The following is a 19,404-nucleotide window of genomic DNA, read 5'->3' as shown; positions in this document are numbered from 1 at the left end:
AGGCCTCATACGAGCCGTTTCTGTCATCTCGGTGGGGTGGGGGATGGGTATGGCGGCGGGGCCCTTTCGTGGGGGAGGTCCAGAAGGTGGGACGGGATGTCCATATAATGAGACGGATGGGCCTCCGGTTGACACCGTTGCCGGAGGAGGGGAACACTGATCCTTATGCAGATCGTAACCGTCGTCCTTAGCAAGCGCGTGGCGTAACAGCCCGACTTGAAAAAGACGTCACGCGCGGACCCCTACGGAGCCAACAGGCACGAGGGGTTTTTTTATTGGCTTCAGAAAGCACAGAGACCGCTCCGGGCCTACCCTCCGGGCGGTACGCCGCATCAGAACAAATGGATATGTATCCGCAAAGGAAGTTTCCGATGAGTAAGGGATCGCCAGCCAGCCCGTCGCTGATGGCACAAAAGACCGGCCCGGCACGCCCCGCGCCGGCCAAGCACAAAGATGCAGCTTTTTCTGTTCATCCTGCTGAAGCCGTGGACACTCGTGTCCAGGGACCCAACAACGTAGTTCCGCCCACCGAGATGACCGGTTCGCAGGCCATCGTCCGTTCGCTGGAAGAGCTCGGAGTCGACGACGTCTTCGGGCTGCCAGGCGGTGCGATCCTGCCGACCTATGACCCGCTGATGGACTCCGCCAAGCTGCGTCACATCCTGGTCCGCCACGAACAGGGCGCCGGCCACGCTGCCGAAGGCTACGCCATGGTCACCGGCCGCGCCGGTGTCTGCATTGCGACGTCGGGCCCCGGCGCCACCAACCTGGTCACCGCCATCGCGGACGCACACATGGATTCGGTTCCCATGGTTGCCATCACCGGCCAGGTCAACAGCGCCGTGATCGGTTCCGACGCGTTCCAGGAAGCGGACATCGTGGGCATCACCATGCCGATCACCAAGCATTCCTTCCTGGTGACCAGCGCAGACGAGATTCCCCGGGTCCTGGCCGAAGCGTTCCACATTGCGACCAGCGGCCGTCCCGGCCCCGTCCTGGTGGACATCACCAAGGACGCGCAGCAGGCAACCACAACGTTCTCCTGGCCGCCGAAGATCGACCTGCCCGGCTACCGCACCGTGGTGCGCGGCCATTCCAAGCAGGTGCGCGAGGCTGCCCGCCTGATCGCCGCATCCCAGCGGCCGGTCTTCTACGTTGGCGGCGGCGTGCTGAAGGCAGACGCATCGGCTGAACTGCTGGAGCTCGCCGAAGAGGTTGGCGCTCCCGTGGTGACCACGCTGATGGCCCGCGGCGTGTTCCCCGACTCCCACAAGCAGCATGTTGGCATGCCGGGCATGCACGGTTCCGTCTCGGCAGTCACGGCCCTGCAGCAGTCGGACCTGCTGATCACCCTGGGGGCCCGTTTCGATGACCGCGTCACCGGCGTGCTGTCCTCCTTCGCACCGGGTGCCAAGGTCATCCATGCAGATATCGATCCGGCGGAAATCTCCAAGAACCGCACCGCGGACGTGCCGATCGTGGGTTCGGTCAAGGAAATCATCCCCGAACTCACCGAAGCGGTCCGCAGCCAGTTCGAAGCCTCCGGCTCACCGGACATCACCGCCTGGTGGGCGGTCCTGGACCGGATCCGGGAAACCTATCCCACGGGCTGGACCGAACCCGAAGACGGACACGTTGCCCCGCAGCAGGTCATCAAGCGCATCGGTGAGCTCACGGGGCCGGAAGGCGTCTACGTGGCAGGCGTGGGCCAGCACCAGATGTGGTCCGCCCAGTTCATCAACTACGAGCGTCCCCGCGCCTGGCTCAACTCGGGCGGCCTGGGCACCATGGGCTACTCCGTGCCGGCGGCCATGGGCGCCAAGGTCGGCAACCCGGACCGCGTGGTCTGGGCGATCGACGGCGACGGCTGCTTCCAGATGACCAACCAGGAGCTGGCCACCTGCCTGATCAACAACATCCCGATCAAGGTAGCCATCATCAACAACTCCTCCCTGGGCATGGTCCGCCAGTGGCAGACCCTGTTCTACGAATCCCGCTACTCCAACACGGACCTGAACACCGGCCACGACACCGTGCGGGTTCCGGACTTCGTGAAGCTCGCGGATGCCTACGGCTGCGTGGGCCTGCGCTGCGAACGCGAAGAGGACATTGACGCGACAATCGAGAAGGCACTGTCTATCAATGACCGCCCCGTCGTCATCGACTTCGTGGTCAGCCGCGACGCCATGGTCTGGCCGATGGTTCCCTCCGGAGTCAGCAACGACCTCATCCAGATTGCCCGCAACATGACGCCCACCTGGGAAGAGGAGGAGTAGGGGACATGGCACGCCACACCCTTTCCGTGCTCGTAGAAGACGTACCCGGTGTCCTGACCCGTGTTGCGTCCCTGTTCGCCCGCCGGGCGTTCAACATCAATTCTTTGGCCGTCGGCCCGTCGGAAGTTGCGGGCCTGTCCCGCATCACCGTCGTCGTCGAGGCTGAAGGTGACCTGCTGGAGCAGGTCACCAAGCAACTGAACAAGCTCGTCAACGTCATCAAGATTGTCGAACTTGTTCCCGAGTCTTCCGTGCAACGCGACCACATCTTGGTCAAGGTTCGCGCGGATGCCGCAACCCGGCTGCAGGTAACCCAGGCAGCCGAGCTGTTCCGTGCTTCAGTGGTAGATGTGTCTACAGACTCCCTGATCGTTGAGGCAACTGGCACCGCCGAAAAGCTCAATGCACTGCTCTCAGTGCTGGAGCCCTTTGGCATCCGCGAAATTGTTCAATCCGGAACGCTGGCCGTTGGCCGCGGCGCCAAGTCGATGTCCGACCGCGCCCTGCGCAGCGCCTAGTTCCACCCGCAAACCTTTATCCAAGACCAAACAGGAGATATTGAAGTGACTGACATGTATTACGACGACGACGCAGACCTGTCGATCATCCAGGGACGCAAAGTCGCCGTCATCGGCTACGGCAGCCAGGGCCACGCACACGCCCTGAGCCTGCGCGATTCCGGTGTTGATGTCCGCGTTGGCCTCAAGGAAGGCTCCAAGTCCCGCGCCAAGGCAGAAGCCGAAGGCCTGAAGGTCCTCAGCGTTGCCGACGCCGTTGCCGAAGCAGACCTGATCATGGTCCTCACCCCGGACCAGGTCCAGCGCTTCGTCTACGCCGAAGAGATCGCCCCGAACCTGAAGTCCGGCGACGCCCTGTTCTTCGGCCACGGCTTCAACATCCGCTACGGCTACATCCAGCCGCCGGCCGACGTCGACGTCGCACTGGTTGCTCCGAAGGGCCCGGGCCACATTGTCCGCCGCGAGTTCGAAGCAGGCCGCGGTGTTCCGGACCTGATCGCCGTCGAACAGAATGCCTCCGGCAAGGCCAAGGACCTGGCGCTTTCCTACGCCAAGGCCATCGGCGGCACCCGTGCAGGAGTCATCGAGACCACCTTCACCGAAGAGACCGAAACCGACCTCTTCGGCGAGCAGGCTGTCCTCTGCGGCGGCGCTTCCCAGCTGATCCAGTACGGCTTCGAAACGCTGACCGAGGCCGGCTACAAGCCGGAGGTCGCCTACTTCGAGGTGCTGCACGAGCTCAAGCTGATCGTTGACCTGATGGTTGAAGGCGGCATCGCCAAGCAGCGCTGGAGCGTCTCAGACACCGCTGAGTACGGCGACTACGTCTCCGGCCCGCGCGTCATCACCCCCGAGGTGAAGGAAAACATGAAGGCTGTCCTCGCGGACATCCAGAACGGTGCCTTCGCCAAGCGCTTCATCGATGACCAGGACGCCGGCGCTCCGGAGTTCAAGGAACTGCGCCAGAAGGGTGAGGACCACCCGATCGAGGCCACCGGCCGCGAACTGCGCAAGCTGTTCTCCTGGATCAAGTCCGACGACGATTACACCGAAGGCTCCGTCGCGCGTTAATTCCGCCGGTAACAAAGGCACGGATTCCCCGTGTCAGTTGCCGCGGCGCTACGCTTGAAAAGCAAGCCGTTTCGGTAAGGAGGCCGGGCCCTGCACGGGGTCCGGCCTTCGGCGTGAAATACCCAAAACCACATCGACACACAGCTAAAGAGGTCATCGGTGACTGCCACCAAACCAGTAGTACTTCTCGCGGAGGAACTTTCCCCGGCCACGGTTGAGGCCCTGGGCCCCGACTTTGAGATCCGCCAGACCGACGGCGCAGACCGTTCCCAGCTGCTCTCCGCCATCGCGGATGTCGACGCGATCCTGGTGCGCTCCGCCACCCAGGTGGATGCCGAAGCCATCGCCGCTGCCAAGAACCTGAAGGTCATCGCCCGCGCCGGCGTGGGCCTGGACAACGTGGACATCCGTTCCGCCACACAGGCCGGCGTCATGGTGGTCAACGCCCCGACGTCGAACATCATCTCCGCTGCCGAACTGACCGTCGGCCATATCCTCTCCCTCGCCCGCCACATTCCGCAGGCGTCCTCCGCCCTCAAGGGCGGGGAGTGGAAGCGCTCCAAGTACACCGGCACCGAGCTGTTCGAGAAGAAGGTCGGCATCATCGGCCTGGGCCGCATCGGTGCCCTGGTGGCAGCCCGTGTCCAGGGCTTCGGCACTGAGGTCCTGGCCTATGACCCGTACATCACCTCTGCGCGTGCCGCCCAGCTGAACGTCAAGCTGGTCACGCTGGACGAGCTGCTGGAACAGTCTGACTTCGTGACCATCCACATGCCCAAGACGCCGGAGACGGTTGGCATGCTCGGCGCCGAGGCGTTCGAGAAGATGAAGGACACCGCCTACGTGGTGAACGTGGCCCGCGGCGGCCTCGTGGACGAAGACGCGCTCTACACCGCCCTGACCGAAGGCAAGATCGCCGGCGCCGGCGTCGACGTCTTTGTGAAGGAGCCCAGCACCGACCTGCCCTTCTTCGCCCTGGACAACGTCATTGTGACCCCGCACCTGGGAGCCTCCACCGACGAAGCGCAGGAGAAGGCGGGGATTTCCGTCGCGAAGTCGGTCCGCCTGGCCCTGGCCGGTGAACTGGTGCCCGACGCCGTGAACGTCGCCGGCGGCGTCATCGCCGAGGACGTCCGCCCAGGCATCCCTCTGATCGAAAAGCTGGGCCGGATCTTCACCGCACTGGCGCACGATTCAATGACCGCCATCGACATCGAGGTAGCCGGAGAAATCGCGTCACTGGACGTGAAGGCGCTGGAACTGGCCGCGCTGAAGGGCATCTTCACCGACATCGTCTCGGAGCAGGTTTCCTACGTGAACGCTCCGGTGCTGGCTGAGCAGCGCGGCATTGCCGTCCGCCTCATCACCACGCCCGACGTTGACGACTACCGGAACCTGCTCACCATCCGGGGCGCGCTCTCCGACGGCACTCAGCTCGAGGTTGCCGGCACGCTGACCGGCCCCAAGCAGATCCAGAAGCTGGTGGGCGTCAACGGCTACGACCTTGAAATCCCGATCAGCGAACACCTGCTGGTGCTGATCTACCAGGACCGCCCCGGCGTCATCGGCGCACTGGGCCGCATCCTGGGCGAAGCGGAAATCAACATCGCCGGCATGCAGGTGGCCCGCAACTCCGAGGGTGGCCAGGCCCTGTCCCTGCTGACGGTGGATTCCTCCGTGCCGCAGGACGTCCTGGAAACCGTCCGCGATGCGATCGGTGCAACCGTGGCACGCGAAGTGGACCTGCAGGACTAAGTCGCCTTGCGTTGAGCAGAGGCCGGTTCCGTTTGGAGCCGGCCTCTGCTGCGTCCGGGGGAGCAGCACAGCGGTCCCGGCCTCCACCCGCAGTACGACGCCGCTGCCGCCGGGTTCACGCTGAGAGCCGATGTGCGTGCGGGGTCCGCCGGGACAGGATGGATCCATGAGTGAATCCCTGCCCGGCGCAACCCTGCTTGCAGCCGCCAACCTGACTAAGAACTACGGAAACTCGACCGCACTGGCCGGTGTCAGCCTGCAGGTGCGGGCCGGAGAGGCTACTGCCGTCATGGGCGCCTCCGGATCGGGCAAGACCACCCTGCTGCACTGCCTGGCAGGGATCGTGCTGCCGGACGCCGGCACCGTCAGGTATTCCGGCGCTGCGCCGGTGGAAGTCAGCTCCCTTAATGACGGGGCCCGCTCGGCGCTGCGCCGCACCGAGTTTGGCTTCGTATTCCAGCAGGGCCTGCTGATTCCCGAGCTGACCGCCGGCGAAAACGTGGCGCTGGCACTGATGCTCAACGGAACCCCGCGCCCGGCCGCCGAGCAGCAGGCCGTTGCCGCCCTTGCAGCGCTGGGACTGGCCGGGATGGAAGGACGCCGGATAGGAGAGCTCTCCGGCGGGCAGGCCCAACGGGTGGCCATAGCGCGGGCCCAGGTCAACGGTGCCCGGGTTCTGTTCGCGGACGAGCCCACAGGGGCTCTTGACTCGCGCACCTCCGCGGAGGTGATGGCACTGCTGCTGCAGTCCGTGGCGGGAACCGGACGCGCCCTCGTGGTGGTCACGCATGATCCCGAAGTCGCCCGCTGGTGCAGCAGGGTAGTCACACTGGCCGACGGCCGGATTGTTGCGGACACGGCTGAGGTGGCCCGATGAGTGCGTCCGGCGCCGTCGCCCGGGCGGTGGATTCATCCCCGTGGGCGGTACCGCTGCGGCTGACATGGCTGCTGAACCGGCCCGGCACCGCGGGATCCGCTGCCGCGCTGCTGCCCGCAGCGTCCTTTGCCGTCGTCACCACGCTGCTCCTGACCGTGCTCGCCGGAGCCCTGTCCTTCACCCAGTGGGGCGATGACGAGGGGAACCTGTACCTGCTGCTGGCTGCCTTTGCCCTGATCCTGCTGGTCCTGCCGCTCCTGACACTGGGTGGATCAGCTGCACGCCTGTCCGCCCGGCGCCGTGACGAACACCTCTCGACCCTCCGGCTGCTCGGCGCCTCCGCCCGGACAGTCCGGCAGGTCACGGTCCTGGAAGCCGCTGCCCAGGCTTTCGCCGGAGCCCTCGCCGGTGTCCTCGGCTACGTCGTGCTCGCCCCGTTCGTCCAGCTGATCCATTTCCGCGGCGCGGCACTGGGAAGTGCCTACTGGCTGCATCCTGGTGCCGCAGCCGCCGGAGTTGCCGCCGTCGTCGTCCTCGCCGCAGTCAGCTCCGTGATCAGCCTCCGCCGCGTGGTCATTTCTCCGCTGGGTGTGCGCACCCGGGCCGATGCCCAGAAAGTCCATTGGTCACGTGCCGGCATCGCAGTGCTCATTGTGGGACTCTGCGTAGCCGGGCTGATGACTCCGGTCGGCGCGGCGGCGATTGCACTGGCCATCATCTTCGCAGCCTTCGCCGGCGGCCTCGCCGTGCTGAACCTGGTGGGCCCGTGGCTCGTGGCCCGCTCCGCCGGACTGCGCCTGCGGCGGGCAGCCACTCCGCAGGCGCTGCTCGCAGCCCGGATTATACTGGATGCCCCGAAGGCAGCCTGGCGGCAGGTCAGCGCACTGTCAATGGTCTGTTTCACCGCCGTCGTTGCCGGGGCCGGGGCCGCCCTGCTGCAGACCGCACAGTCCGGAGGGCCGGAAGACTTCCTGATCCAGGACATTATGACCGGAGTCTTGATCACCGTGATCGCCGGTTTCCTGATGGTTGCCTGCTCCGCAGGTATCAACCAGGCAGCGACAGTCCTGGACCGTGCGGAGCTGTACCGCAGCCTGCACCGGATGGGAATGCCCCGGGACGTGATCGACGCGGCGCGCACCGGCGCGGTGATGCAGCCCGTGGTGCTGGTCAGTACGGCGTCCGCGGCCGTTTCCGGGGCGCTGCTCTTCCCTGTAGTCGGTGCCGCCCTGATTTTCAATCCGGTGGCCATGGGGTTCCTTGCGGCCTCCGTGGCGGTGGGAATCCTGCTGGTCCGGGCCGGGCTCGCGGCCACCTCTCCGGTGCTCACCTCGGTGCTGGAGGCCGACGCTCACTGACACACGCTGCTTCGGGCCGGGGCCGTGCCCGGCCCGAAGCGACAAGCCGCGCCGAAACAGGGTAATTTTCTAGTGTGACTTCAACCGACTCCAAGACTCCGTTCTACATCACCACAGCCATCTCCTACCCCAACGGCCAGCCGCACATCGGCCACGCGTACGAGCACATCGCCACCGATGCGATGGCCCGCTTCAAGCGGCTGGACGGCTACGACGTCTTCTTCATGACGGGTACGGACGAGCACGGGCTCAAGATGCAGCAGTCCGCGGACAAGGAAGGCATCACCGCCAAGGAACTGGCAGACCGCAACTCCGCTGCCTTCCAGCAGATGGAAGCGGACATGGGCACTTCCTATGACCGGTTTATCCGCACCACGGACGCGGACCACTATGCCGCCGCCCAGGCCATCTGGAGGCGCATGGAGGAGAACGGCGACATCTACCTGTCCAAGTACTCCGGCTGGTACTCCGTCCGCGACGAGGCGTATTACGGCGAAGACGAAACCGAAGTCCGTGAGGACGGCGTGCGCTACTCCAAGGAAACCGACACTGAGGTGACCTGGACGGAAGAGGAGAGCTACTTTTTCCGCCTCTCGGCCTACCAGGACAAGCTGCTGGCGCTGTACGAGTCCCAGCCGGACTTCGCCGCACCGCGTTCCCGCTTCAACGAGGTCATCAGCTTCGTCAAGGGCGGACTCGAGGACCTCTCCATTTCCCGCACCACCTTTGACTGGGGCGTTCCGGTTCCCGGCAACCCGGACCACGTGATGTATGTGTGGGTGGACGCGCTGACCAACTACCTGACCGGCGTCGGCTTCCCGGACACGGAGAGCGAAACCTTCCGGAAGTACTGGCCGGCCGACGTCCATGTGATTGGCAAGGACATCTCCCGCTTCCACGCCATTTTCTGGCCGGCGTTCCTGATGTCCGCGAAACTGGAACTGCCCAAGCGGATCATGATCCACGGCTTCCTGCACAACAAGGGCGTCAAGATGTCCAAGTCGCTGGGCAACGTGGTGGCGCCCAAGGACTGGGCGGACCAGTACGGGCTCGATTCAGTCCGCTTCTTTCTGCTGCGCGAAGTGCCCTTTGGTGCGGACGGCTCCTACAACCATGAGGCCGTGGTGGGACGGATGAACTCCGACCTCGCCAACAACCTGGGCAACCTCGCCCAGCGTTCCCTGTCCATGGTGGCCAAGAACTGCGCCGGTGCGGTTCCGCAGCCGGGGGAGTTTACGGACGAGGACAAGGCACTGCTCGAGGCCGCCGGAAAGCTGCTGGACGTTTCCCGCGAGGCGTATGACGTGCAGGACTTCCACGGTGCGCTCGAGGCCACCTGGAAGGTCCTCGGCGATACCAATGCCTACTTCGCCGAGCAGGCCCCGTGGGTGCTGCGGAAGACCGACGTCGAGCGCATGAACACCGTGCTGTACGTGACGCTGGAAGTCCTGCGGATCGTCGCCATCCTCATCCAGCCGGTCATGCCGGTCAGTGCCGGCAAGCTGCTGGATGTACTGGGCCAGCCCGACGGCGACGCCCGCGCCTTCGCCGCGCTGGGCACCCCGCTGGTCCCCGGCACCGAACTGCCCGCTCCGGCGCCGATCTTCCCCAAGTACGAAGAGCCGGCGGAGTAAACCTAAACGAGATGACAGAAACTGCACGTACCAGCGCTGGTACGTGCAGTTTCTGTCATCTCGGTGGAGGGGAAGGCTAGGTGAGGAAGCGGGCGGGAACGGTATCCTCCATGACCTTCGCGACGGCGTCCTGCTGGTTCCGGGCGAGCTCGAGCAGTTCGCGGATCCGCGGGGCGTGGAACCGGTGGTCGTGGGCGGAAAGTACCAGCAGGGTCCGGTAGAGGCACTCCTTTGCGCGCACAATCGACTGCAGTGTCTCAAGTTCCAGCTGGCCGGTGGTTCCTTTCCCGGTGCTGAGCGGATTGATGGGGCCGAGCCTGCCGCCGGCCGCGCCAACCAGTGCCAGCGCCTTCTTGAAGCGGCTGCGCTGGTAGCCCAGCGCCAGGATCAGGGTTTCAAGCTCATCCCGCTCGTCGGAAATCTGCTGAACCAGGTCCGCGAAGACACTCTCGTGCTCGGTTCCCTCCCAGGTTTCCCGGGCGGCCTTGAAGAGGCGGACTCCGGTCTCTGCACCCAGCAGGTGATCATCCAGGTAAGCGGCCAGTGATTCGTGGCGGGGCGTGCGGCCGGTTTCTTTCTGCGGCATGGCGGCTCCTTTTTCTGTTCCTGGCACGGCTGACAGCGCCGGCTCGGGTTATCAGTATGCTGTGTATCTTTGCAGATCAGAGGCATAAAGCGCGAGGCGGCACCCATCGGGTACCGCCTCGCGCCTTATCTGCGGCCGCTAGTCTGCGGCCAGTCCGGCGACGGGGGAGAGCCGCGCTGCCCGGCGGGCCGGGAGCAGGGATGCGCCCAGCCCCGCCACCAGGGCCACGGCCAGCACGCCGGCCAGCTGGACCCACGGCAGTGCCGGTGTCACATCGGCGAAGCCGCCCAGGGCGGACTGCGCGCCAAGCCACCCGTACACCGCTCCGAGTCCGAGCCCAAGCAGGGCCGCCACTCCGGCGATCAGCACCGCCTCCAGTCCCAGCATGCCGCGCAGCTGGCCCTTGGTCAGGCCCAGTGCCCGCAGCAGCGAGGATTCCCGGGTCCGCTCCAGGACGGAGAGGGACAGGGTGTTGGCCACGCCCACCAGGGCAATGACGACGGCGACGCCCAGCAGTCCGGTGACCACCATCAGCAGCACGTCGATGACCTGTTCAAAGGCAGCGCGCTCGATGGCGGCGCCCGTGACCTGGTAGTCCTGGATGTTCAGGGCCTCCGCGAGGGCTGTCTGGAGTTCCATGATGGACGGCGTGTTCAGGCCGTCGGCGACGGCGATCCACAGCATCGGCTGTGCGCGGAACTGTTCCGGGGTCTGTTCCTCCGGTACGCCGCCCAGCAGCCGCGCGGTGTCAGTGCTTACCAGCGGGGAGAAGTTGCGGCTCTCAGAAGTCACAATCTTCAGTTCCACGTCTCCTGCGGCACCGCGCACGGTGAGCATCTCTCCTTCGGTGCCCTGCGGCATGGTGATGGTGCCCGCTTCGGGAACCATGGAAGCGTCCTGCAGGACTTGGCTGTCAGCAGGGTCCAGGGAGTAGACCGGAACTTCTTCACCATCCCTGTCGATCAGGCCGGCGACCGGAAGGAAAGCTGCTTGGTCCACGTGGTCAACGGCCGCTGCTGCGGCTGCGTCCTTCGCGGTGAACGGCGATTCCACCGGAATGGCTCCGCTGACGGTGACGTCCACCGGGAACTCGCCGGCGAGCGTGTCGTTGAACGCGCTCCGGGCGGTGGCAGCGCCCGTCATCATCATGACCACCAGGGTGACGCCGATGAGCAGCGCAGAGGAGGTGGCGGACGTCCGCTGCGGATTACGGACGGCGTTGACCGCTGCCAGTTTGCCAGGTACGCCGAGCGGGGAGGCGAGGAAGCCCACGGCACGGACCAGCGGCGGGATGAAGAGCGTGGAGCACATCAGGATGCCCACGAAGCTCAGGATGCCGCCCGGGAGCGCGACCAGCAGGTCTCCCTGGGAAGCACCGTAGCCCAGCAGTGCGGCACCCGCGGCGGTCAGCACGAGGCCCGACACCAGCCGGACGCGCCCCTTGCGGGTACCGGCCCGGACGTCATCTGCGGGACGGAGGGCTGCGAGCGGTGCCACGGCAGTCGCCGCCCGGGCAGGAACTAGGGCCGCGAGGACAGTGAGGATCACGCCTGCCGCAATCCCTGCCGCGACTGCCAGCGGGGGAACATCCAGGGTGGCGAAACCGCTTTCCGGCAGGGTCCGCAGGTAGGCCACGATTCCGCCCACCAGTCCCACGGCTGCCAGCACACCGATAATCGAGGACACGATGCCGACCAGCAGCGCCTCCACGAGGACGGAGCGGCGGATCTGCGACCGGCCGGCGCCGATGCAGCGCAGCAGGGCGAGCTCGCGGGTGCGCTGGGCCACCAGGACCGAGAAGGTGTTGGAAACTACGAGGGCGCAGACCAGCAGGGCAACCGCGGCGAAAGCGAGCAGGATGACAGTCAGGCTGTCCTGGCCGCCGGTGAAGCCGGCCATGAGTTCGGTGGTCTCTTCCTCCACCGTGCGAACAGTGACCGCCTTGATGCCGGCGTCGCTGAGTGCCTGCGTCAGCGCCGTCTGGACTGCCGTCGCGGACGCGTTGTCCGCCAGGGCGAGCTGGATGGAGTCGAAGCCGAACTCCAGGTTGGCGAAGGGGGCGACCGTTGCTGCGGTCGCGTAAAGCTGGGTGGCGCCCATCGAGCGCGGATCGGAAGAGGCCTCAACGAGTGCCGTCACCGTGAGCGGAGTTTCATCACCCTCCAGATTGTCCGAGGACACCACGGGCAGTACCGAGCCGATGGTAATGCCCCGGCGGTCGGCGGTCTGCTCATCGATGGCAACCTCACCGGTAGCTGCCGGGAGGCTGCCCTTCACGACGTCCACCGGCAGCAGGGAAACGTCGTCCGGAAGATTGGCCAGGACGGCGTAGGAGCTTCCGCGGCCGTCCCGAACCGCCACGGAGGAAGAGAGCACCGCGTAGGTGTCTTCCACACCGTCAGCGCTGCCGGCCACCTCCGCCGTCTGCTCGTCGAGGGTTGCCCAGGAGCCGGCGTCGTCGTCGTAAGCGGCCGAAAGCACCAGGTCTGCGTTGCGGAAGCTCTGTCCGACGCTCTGGGTCAGGGAAGCCTTCGAGGAGGCGTTGATGATCAGGGTGGCGGTGAGGAAGCCGACGGCGATCATCACGGCCACGCCGACGGCGATGAAACGCCGGGCATTGAGGCGCACCTGCGCCAGGGCTACCTGCAGCACCGTTATGCCCCCAGCTTCGTCAGCGCTGCCAGTACGCTTTCCGGCGTGGGGTTGTTCAGCTCGCCCACGAGCGCGCCGTCATTCATCAGCACCACGCGGTCCGCGTAGGAAGCAGCTACTGGATCATGGGTGACCATGATGATGCTCTGGCCCATCTCGCGTGAGGAACGCCGCAGCAGCGAGAGGACTTCGGCGCCCGAGCGCGAATCGAGGTTGCCGGTGGGCTCGTCACCGAAGATGACGTGCGGGCGGGTCAGCAGCGCGCGGGCAACTGCGACGCGCTGCTGCTGGCCGCCGGAAAGTTCATGGGGACGGTGCTTGAGCCTGCCCTCGAGGCCAAGGGTGCGCGTGATCTCGGCGAGCCAGGCGGCATCAACCTTGCCGTTGGCAAGGGACACCGGGAGGGTGATGTTCTGTTCGGCGGTCAGCGTGGGGACCAGGTTGAAGGACTGGAACACGAAGCCGACGCTGTCGCGGCGCAGCCGAGTGATCTCAGCATCCTTGAGGGAAGTGATTTCGGTTCCGCCAATCCAGATGTGGCCTGAGTCGGCGCTGTCCAGGCCGGCGAGGCAGTGCATCAATGTGGATTTGCCCGAGCCGGAGGGGCCCATGATGGCGGTGAAGGTGCCGGTTTCGAAGCGGACGTCGACGTCGCGCAGGGCGTGAACGGCGGTGTCGCCTTTTCCGTAGGTCTTGTTCAGGGCCTGCGCGGCGGCGGCAGCCGTGGAGCTGCCGGGTCCCGGCGCAGCGGAGTGCTCAGTAAGGGTTGTCATGCCCTCTACGCTATTGGCGGCGGCATGCCCGGCACATCGGGTCAGGGGCGGGTATGTTCCACGCCCCTTCTCATCCCGTGGGTGGAACCGGCCCCGCCAGCCGGTAGGACTCCGGCAGCAGCTCCTGCGCCGCTGCTTCTGCGGACACCATGGGTACCTCCGGGGAGTTACGGCGTGACGATTCCCGTCTCATAGGCGATCACGACAGCCTGGACGCGGTCCCGCGCCCCGAGCTTGGCCAGGATGTGCCCTACGTGGGTCTTCACGGTCGCTTCGGAGAGGAAGAGCTTCGCAGCGATCTCCGGGTTGGACAGCCCGCCCGCGATGAGGGCAAACACCTCGCGCTCGCGGGGAGTAAGGGTCTCCACGCTGGCGGCATGCCGGCTCACTTCCGGGGTGGGCTCGCGCAGCATGGGCGCCACGTGGTCCAGCAGCCGGCGGGTGGTGGACGGCGCTATCACCGCGTCCCCGCGGTAGACGGTGCGGATGGCCTCGAGCAGTTCCTCGGGCGGTGCGTCCTTGAGCAGGAAACCGCTGGCACCGGCCCGGATGGCGGACAGCGCGTACTCGTCGAGGTCGAAGGTTGTCAGCACCACCACCTTGATTTCCGTTCCCTGCGAGCCGGCCTCCGCAAGGATCCGCGCGGTTGCCTCAATGCCGTCCATGCCCGGCATCCTCACGTCCATCAGCACGACGTCGGCAGCGGCCTGGGAGAGCACCCGCACGGCTTCGGCCCCGTTGCCGGCCTCGGCGGTCACCATCAGGTCCGGCTGGGAGTTGATCAGCATCTTGAAGCCGCCGCGGACGAGCTGCTGGTCATCGACAAGGGCTACGCGGATGGGCGCGGCGGGCTCAGTCTCCCCGGGAGCACCGGGGGAGGGGATGGTCATGCGTTAGGCCTCCGTATAGGGAATGAATGCGGCGACGCGGAATCCGCCGCCGGGGGCGGGAGCGGCCTCCAGGGTTCCATCGTAGAGCGCCACGCGTTCCTTCATGCCGATGATGCCCTGCCCTGCGCCGGGGGTGCGGGGCGCGCCGTCGGTGGTCCTGTCTCCGTCCCGGACCGGATCCGCGCCGGCTCCCCGGCCGTCGTCGGTCACCGTGATGCCCAGTCCGCGCGCGGTCCAGTCCAGGTCCACCTTGGCCCGGGCCTGCGGACCGGCGTGCTTCAGCACATTGGTCAGCGCCTCCTGGACCACCCGGTAGGCCGTGAGTTCGGCGCCGGCTGGCAGGGACCGGCGCATGGCACCCGCGGTGATGATCTGCACGTCCACTCCCGCGCGCTTGACGCCGTCCACGAGGTCCCCAATGTCCGCCAGCGACGGCAGCGGACGGGTAGACGCGCCGTCGTCACCGCGGAGCACTCCGAGCAGGCGCCGCATCTCGCGCAGCGACCCCCTGCCGGTCTCTGCGATGGTGCCCAGCGTCGCCGCAGCGATCTCCGGGTCCTGGGCGCTCGCATACCTGGCGCCGTCGGCCTGCGTAATGATGACCGACAGCGAGTGCGCCACGATGTCATGCATTTCGCGGGCGATATGGGTACGTTCGTCAGCAGCTGCCAGGTCCCGTTCCTGCTGGCGTTCAACTTCCAGGCGGCGGGCCCGGTCACGCAGCGACTCCATGGCCAGTCGCCTGGTCCGGGTCAGGTCGCCGAAGGTCCAGGAGACCAGGACCACCGCTTCGACCGCTACGAGGGCGATGATCCAGAATCCGATCATGCCCACGTGGACGCCGGAGACCGTGCCGGGCTCCGTGCTGAAGGAGATGTAGGGGCGCACCAGGTACTGGAGGATCAGCAGCACGCCGCCGATCAACGCGAGGGCAAGCCCGCCGAGGCTGGCCCAGCGCGGGGCGTAGGCGGCGAGGGCGTGCACCATGACGAGGACGAAGAAGTCTGCAGGCAGGCCGGTCTCCGGGACCGCGGGAAGCTGGATCAGGCAGGCCGCGGCCATCACCGCTGCTGCCGGGACCGGTCTGGTGCGGCGCCAGGCCAGCGGGAGGCAGATGGCGACGGACAGGACGAACTCGCGCAGGCCGGTGCTGCCTCCCGCCAGCAGGAAAGGAATTGCGAAAAACAGGATGGCCAGCAGTGCACCGAAGAGGTCCACGATGAAGGGATTCGCCTGGGTCCAGGCATAGATACGGCGGTGCAGGAGCATGGACAACAACTTTAGGCCCGCACTGCGGTCCCTACCTCATGCCATGGTCTGATTTGCCGTTCGGGCGGAGGGGCGTCATCCCAGGATGGCGACACGTTCCGTCGTGCCGCGGTCGTGCGTCTCATTATGCGAGACATGTTGACCGCCATCTGGACGCTCTTCCTAGAATTGCAGCATGAGCGAAGAAGCGTCGAAGGTCATCTCACTGGCAGTCATCCCCGGAGACGGAATCGGTCCCGAAGTCACGGCCGAGGCCGTCAAGGTCCTCAAAGCCGTCACCGCGTCCGGCCCCGCGCAGTTCGATCTCACCGAATACCAGCTCGGTGCCGAGCACTGGCTGCGCACCGGGGAAACGCTTCCGGATGAGACCCTCGAGGCAATTAAGAAGCACGACGCTATCCTCTTCGGTGCCGTCGGCGCCGCCCCGGGAGACGCCAAGATGCCCTCGGGCCTGATCGAGCGGGAGATGCTCCTGAAGCTGCGCTTCAGCCTGGACCACTTCGTCAACCTGCGCCCGTCCAAGCTCTACCCGGGAGTCACCAGTCCGCTGGCCCATCCCGGCGAGATCGATTTCGTTGTGGTGCGGGAAGGAACCGAGGGCCCGTACGTCGGCAACGGCGGTTCGCTGCGCACCGGAACGCCGCAGGAAATCGCCACCGAGGTTTCGCTCAATACTGCCTACGGCGTCGAGCGCGTAGTTCGCGACGCGTTCCGCCGCGCCAGCGACCGGCCGCGCCGCAAGCTGACCCTGGTCCACAAGCACAACGTCCTGGTCTATGCGGGCAGCCTCTGGAAGCGGACCGTCGAGGCCGTGGCCGCGGAGTTCCCCGAGGTGGAGGTGGATTACCTGCACGTCGACGCCGCCACGATCTTCCTCACCACGGATCCGTCCCGCTTTGACGTCATTGTCACGGACAACCTGTTCGGGGACATTCTCACCGACCTCGCGGCTGCCGTCACCGGCGGTATCGGCCTGGCGGCCTCCGGCAACATCAACATGGAGGGCACGTTCCCGTCCATGTTTGAACCGGTGCACGGTTCCGCTCCGGACATCGCAGGCCAGCAGAAGGCGGATCCCACCGCCGCGATCCTCTCCGCAGCCCTGCTCCTGGCGCACCTCGGTTTCACGGATGAAGCCGCCCGCGTGGAACAGGCAGTGGAAGCCGACGTCGCTGCCCGCGCAGGAAACACGCGCACCACCGCGGAAATCGGCGATGCGATCGCCGCGGCTGTGTCATAAGCTCAACAGTGACCCGATCAACAGGAAGACGAACGACGGCCGCGCCGTTCACCGTGGAGGAATAATGTCTGTCAGCGCTCTGGAATTCACCCAGAAGCTATCCACCCAGCCCAAGTCTGAGCAGGAACGCGCCGCGATCCTGGCCGACCCGGGTTTTGGAAACCACTTCACGGACCACACCGCCGTCATTGACTACCGTGTTGCGGAGTCCGGCGAAGGCGCATGGGAAAACGCGCGCATTGAACCCTACGGGCCAATTGCCATGGATCCCGCTGCATCCGTGCTGCACTACGGCCAGGAAATCTTCGAAGGGCTGAAGGCCTACCGGCACGGGGACGGTTCCGTCTGGACCTTCCGCCCCGAGGCCAACGCCGCGCGCCTGAACGCTTCGGCTCGCCGCCTTGCCCTGCCCGAGCTGCCCGAGGAACTGTTCCTCGAATCGCTGAGCCGGCTTGTCGCCGTCGACCGCGACTGGGTGCCTTCCGGTGACGGTGAATCCCTGTACCTGCGCCCGTTCATGATCGCCACCGAGGCGTTCCTGGGCGTCCGTCCCGCCCGTGAGGTGTCCTACCGCGTGATCGCCTCACCGGCAGGCAACTACTTCGGCGGAGAACTGAAGCCGGTTTCGATCTGGCTTTCCACCAAGTACGCCCGCGCGGGCCGCGGCGGCACCGGCGAAGCCAAGTGCGGCGGCAACTACGCAGCCTCGCTCATCGCGCAGATGGAAGGCGAAGCGAACGGCTGCAAGCAGGTCCTGTTCCTGGATGAGTTCAATGACAACGCCGTTGAAGAGCTGGGCGGCATGAACGTCTTCTTCGTCTTCAAGGACGGACGCCTTGTGACACCGGCGCTCTCCGGCACCATCCTGCACGGAATCACGCGCGACTCGGTGCTCCAGCTGGGCCGAGACCGCGGACTGACGGTGGAAGAACGCAAGATCACCCTGGACGAATGGCGCGACGGCGTTGCCTCCGGAGATATCACTGAGGTCTTCGCCTGCGGAACCGCAGCAGTGATCACCCCCGTCGGGGAACTGAAGTCTGAAACCGAGACGATCGGCTCTCCAGAAGCAGCTGCAGGTGAAGTAACCATGTCCATCCGGCGTGAACTGTTGGGGATCCAGACCGGTGCCGTGGAGGACACCCGCGGCTGGCTGACCCGCCTGGCCTAGGGGAGAGCATGAGTACATCGGCGCAGCCGGCACCGGGCCGGATAGTCAGCAGTACCCCGCTGGCCCGGTACCGGCTGGCCGATAACCCCGGGCCCATGAGCCTTGACGGCACCAAGAGCTACGTCCTTGCGGCCGAGCCGGGCGGACCGTGCGTCATCGTCGACCCCGGGCCGGCCGATGAAGAGCACCTTGCCGGACTGGCTGCTGCAGGGAAAGTGGAACTGGTGCTGATCACGCACCGTCATCCGGACCATACCGAAGGCGCGGAGCGCTTCCATGAACTCACCGGTGCTCCTGTCCGGGCCGCGGACCCCGCGTTCTGCTTCAGCGGTTCTCCGCTCCAGGACGGGGAGACCATCTCCGCCGGGGGAGTGGAAATCCAGGTACTGGCAACTCCGGGGCACACCTCGGATTCGGTGTGTTTCTTCCTCCCTGCGGACGGACCCAGCGGGTCTGTCCTTACCGGGGACACCATCCTGGGCCGGGGGACCACCGTCCTGGATTACCCGGACGGAACCCTGCAGGACTTCATGGCCAGCCTGGAGAAGCTTGGCCGGCTGGGACCGGCCACCGTGCTGCCGGCCCACGGACCCGATCTTGAAAACCTTGAATCCGTTGTCCTGACCTATCGGGACCACCGCGATGAGCGGCTGGCTCAGATCCGGGGGGTGCTCAGCCTGCTGGGTGACGACGCCACGGTTGAGCAAGTTGCCAATGCGGTCTATGCCGACGTACCCGCAGCGGTCCGGGCTGCGGCCGAATTGTCCGTAGCTGCACAGCTGGAGTACCTCAGGGTCCGTGGCTAACGCCTGAACCGTGTGAGCACTCCCACCCGATTCGGACTTGCACGGCGCAGGGGAGTCTTCCCTAAAATGGAAATGCGCCGATACGCGGGGAAGGATCCCTGGAACCGTGGAGAAGCGCAGCACCTGGCCCGCAAGTTCGTGCAGGAGGTCACAGCCCTGCCGAGTTGCGCAGGGCTCAGTGGATGTGTAAAGTAGAACGAGTTGCCGCGGGGCCGAACAGGCCGGACGGCAGCAAAACCCACACGAATCAACCGGGTAAAACCGGGCGGTTTGGCATGGGTCCGGAAGGGCTTTTACAGCCGGTTTGGATGGAATTCCACGGAATTCACCGAATTGCTAAAACGGTCCGGATGGAATATGCTGGTAAAACACACAGCGGTGCGAAAAGAAAACAAATATTCCCCTTGAGGGAATGGTTTTCCGAGTAGACCGGATGTGCCTGTTGTTTGAGAACTCAATAGTGTGCCAAGTTTATTGATACCGATTATTTTAATTGGTTGAATTGGCTGTCCCGCCCACCCCGTGGGT

At 65.7% G+C, this 19,404-nt stretch carries 15 protein-coding genes; 10 read left to right on the top strand and 5 right to left on the bottom strand.

All coding sequences use genetic code 11. The annotated features are described in order from the left end of the window. The first annotated feature begins 371 nt into the window (after positions 1-371). From GD628_RS00075 to metG, 7 genes are all read left to right on the top strand, one after another. Positions 372-2,276, top strand: a complete 1,905-nt coding sequence (locus GD628_RS00075) for an acetolactate synthase large subunit (protein ID WP_152273481.1) — start codon at positions 372-374, stop codon at positions 2,274-2,276. Between the two features lie 5 nt (positions 2,277-2,281). After that, the gene (gene ilvN / locus GD628_RS00070) at positions 2,282-2,794 is read left to right on the top strand and encodes an acetolactate synthase small subunit (protein WP_091603654.1); all 513 of its coding nucleotides are present in this window, start codon (positions 2,282-2,284) and stop codon (positions 2,792-2,794) included. 45 nt (positions 2,795-2,839) lie between these two features. Beyond that, a complete protein-coding gene (ilvC, locus tag GD628_RS00065) occupies positions 2,840-3,865 on the top strand; it encodes a ketol-acid reductoisomerase (RefSeq protein ID WP_152273480.1) in 1,026 nt (341 codons plus the stop codon). 159 nt (positions 3,866-4,024) lie between these two features. Next, entirely contained in the window at positions 4,025-5,620 is a 1,596-nt protein-coding gene (gene serA, locus GD628_RS00060) for a phosphoglycerate dehydrogenase (protein ID WP_091603660.1), read from the top strand. Positions 5,621-5,786: 166 nt separating this feature from the next. After that, positions 5,787-6,497, top strand: coding sequence for an ABC transporter ATP-binding protein (locus tag GD628_RS00055; protein WP_152273479.1), 711 nt, complete (start codon positions 5,787-5,789; stop codon positions 6,495-6,497). Beyond that, complete coding sequence (locus tag GD628_RS00050) at positions 6,494-7,855, top strand: FtsX-like permease family protein (protein ID WP_152273478.1); 1,362 nt, start codon at positions 6,494-6,496, stop codon at positions 7,853-7,855. Before GD628_RS00055 ends, GD628_RS00050 begins: the two co-directional genes overlap by 4 nt. 74 nt (positions 7,856-7,929) lie before the next feature. Beyond that, positions 7,930-9,489, top strand: a complete 1,560-nt coding sequence (gene metG, locus GD628_RS00045) for a methionine--tRNA ligase (RefSeq protein WP_152273477.1) — start codon at positions 7,930-7,932, stop codon at positions 9,487-9,489. A gap of 76 nt (positions 9,490-9,565) precedes the next feature. On the opposite strand, the gene GD628_RS00040 is transcribed toward metG, so the two are convergent. The 5 genes from GD628_RS00040 to GD628_RS00020 all read right to left on the bottom strand — a co-directional run bounded on the left by GD628_RS00040 (position 9,566) and on the right by GD628_RS00020 (position 15,659). After that, positions 9,566-10,075, bottom strand: coding sequence for a hypothetical protein (locus GD628_RS00040; protein ID WP_091603672.1), 510 nt, complete (start codon positions 10,073-10,075; stop codon positions 9,566-9,568). 138 nt (positions 10,076-10,213) lie between these two features. Next, the gene (locus GD628_RS00035; protein WP_152273476.1) at positions 10,214-12,727 is read right to left on the bottom strand and encodes an ABC transporter permease; all 2,514 of its coding nucleotides are present in this window, start codon (positions 12,725-12,727) and stop codon (positions 10,214-10,216) included. A 2-nt stretch (positions 12,728-12,729) separates the two neighbouring features. Continuing rightward, the gene (locus GD628_RS00030; protein ID WP_091603677.1) at positions 12,730-13,500 is read right to left on the bottom strand and encodes an ABC transporter ATP-binding protein; all 771 of its coding nucleotides are present in this window, start codon (positions 13,498-13,500) and stop codon (positions 12,730-12,732) included. A 167-nt stretch (positions 13,501-13,667) separates the two neighbouring features. Beyond that, positions 13,668-14,390, bottom strand: coding sequence for a response regulator (locus tag GD628_RS00025; RefSeq protein WP_091603680.1), 723 nt, complete (start codon positions 14,388-14,390; stop codon positions 13,668-13,670). A gap of 3 nt (positions 14,391-14,393) precedes the next feature. Continuing rightward, positions 14,394-15,659 (bottom strand): sensor histidine kinase, encoded by a 1,266-nt coding sequence (locus GD628_RS00020; protein WP_152273475.1) that lies wholly within the window; start codon positions 15,657-15,659, stop codon positions 14,394-14,396. Between the two features lie 175 nt (positions 15,660-15,834). Here GD628_RS00020 and GD628_RS00015 point away from each other — a divergent pair, with 175 nt between their 5' ends. From GD628_RS00015 to GD628_RS00005, 3 genes are all read left to right on the top strand, one after another. Then, on the top strand, positions 15,835-16,899 hold the full coding sequence (locus GD628_RS00015; RefSeq protein ID WP_152273474.1) for a 3-isopropylmalate dehydrogenase: 1,065 nt from the start codon (positions 15,835-15,837) through the stop codon (positions 16,897-16,899). 64 nt (positions 16,900-16,963) lie between these two features. Further along, positions 16,964-18,070, top strand: a complete 1,107-nt coding sequence (locus GD628_RS00010) for a branched-chain amino acid aminotransferase (protein ID WP_091603689.1) — start codon at positions 16,964-16,966, stop codon at positions 18,068-18,070. Between the two features lie 8 nt (positions 18,071-18,078). Then, on the top strand, positions 18,079-18,876 hold the full coding sequence (locus tag GD628_RS00005; RefSeq protein ID WP_091603692.1) for an MBL fold metallo-hydrolase: 798 nt from the start codon (positions 18,079-18,081) through the stop codon (positions 18,874-18,876). Positions 18,877-19,404 lie beyond the last annotated feature (528 nt).

The sequence above is a fragment of the Arthrobacter koreensis genome (assembly GCF_009193255.1).
In the GTDB taxonomy this organism is placed as follows: domain Bacteria; phylum Actinomycetota; class Actinomycetes; order Actinomycetales; family Micrococcaceae; genus Arthrobacter_B; species Arthrobacter_B koreensis.
This window is presented reverse-complemented; position numbering and strand designations above follow the sequence as displayed.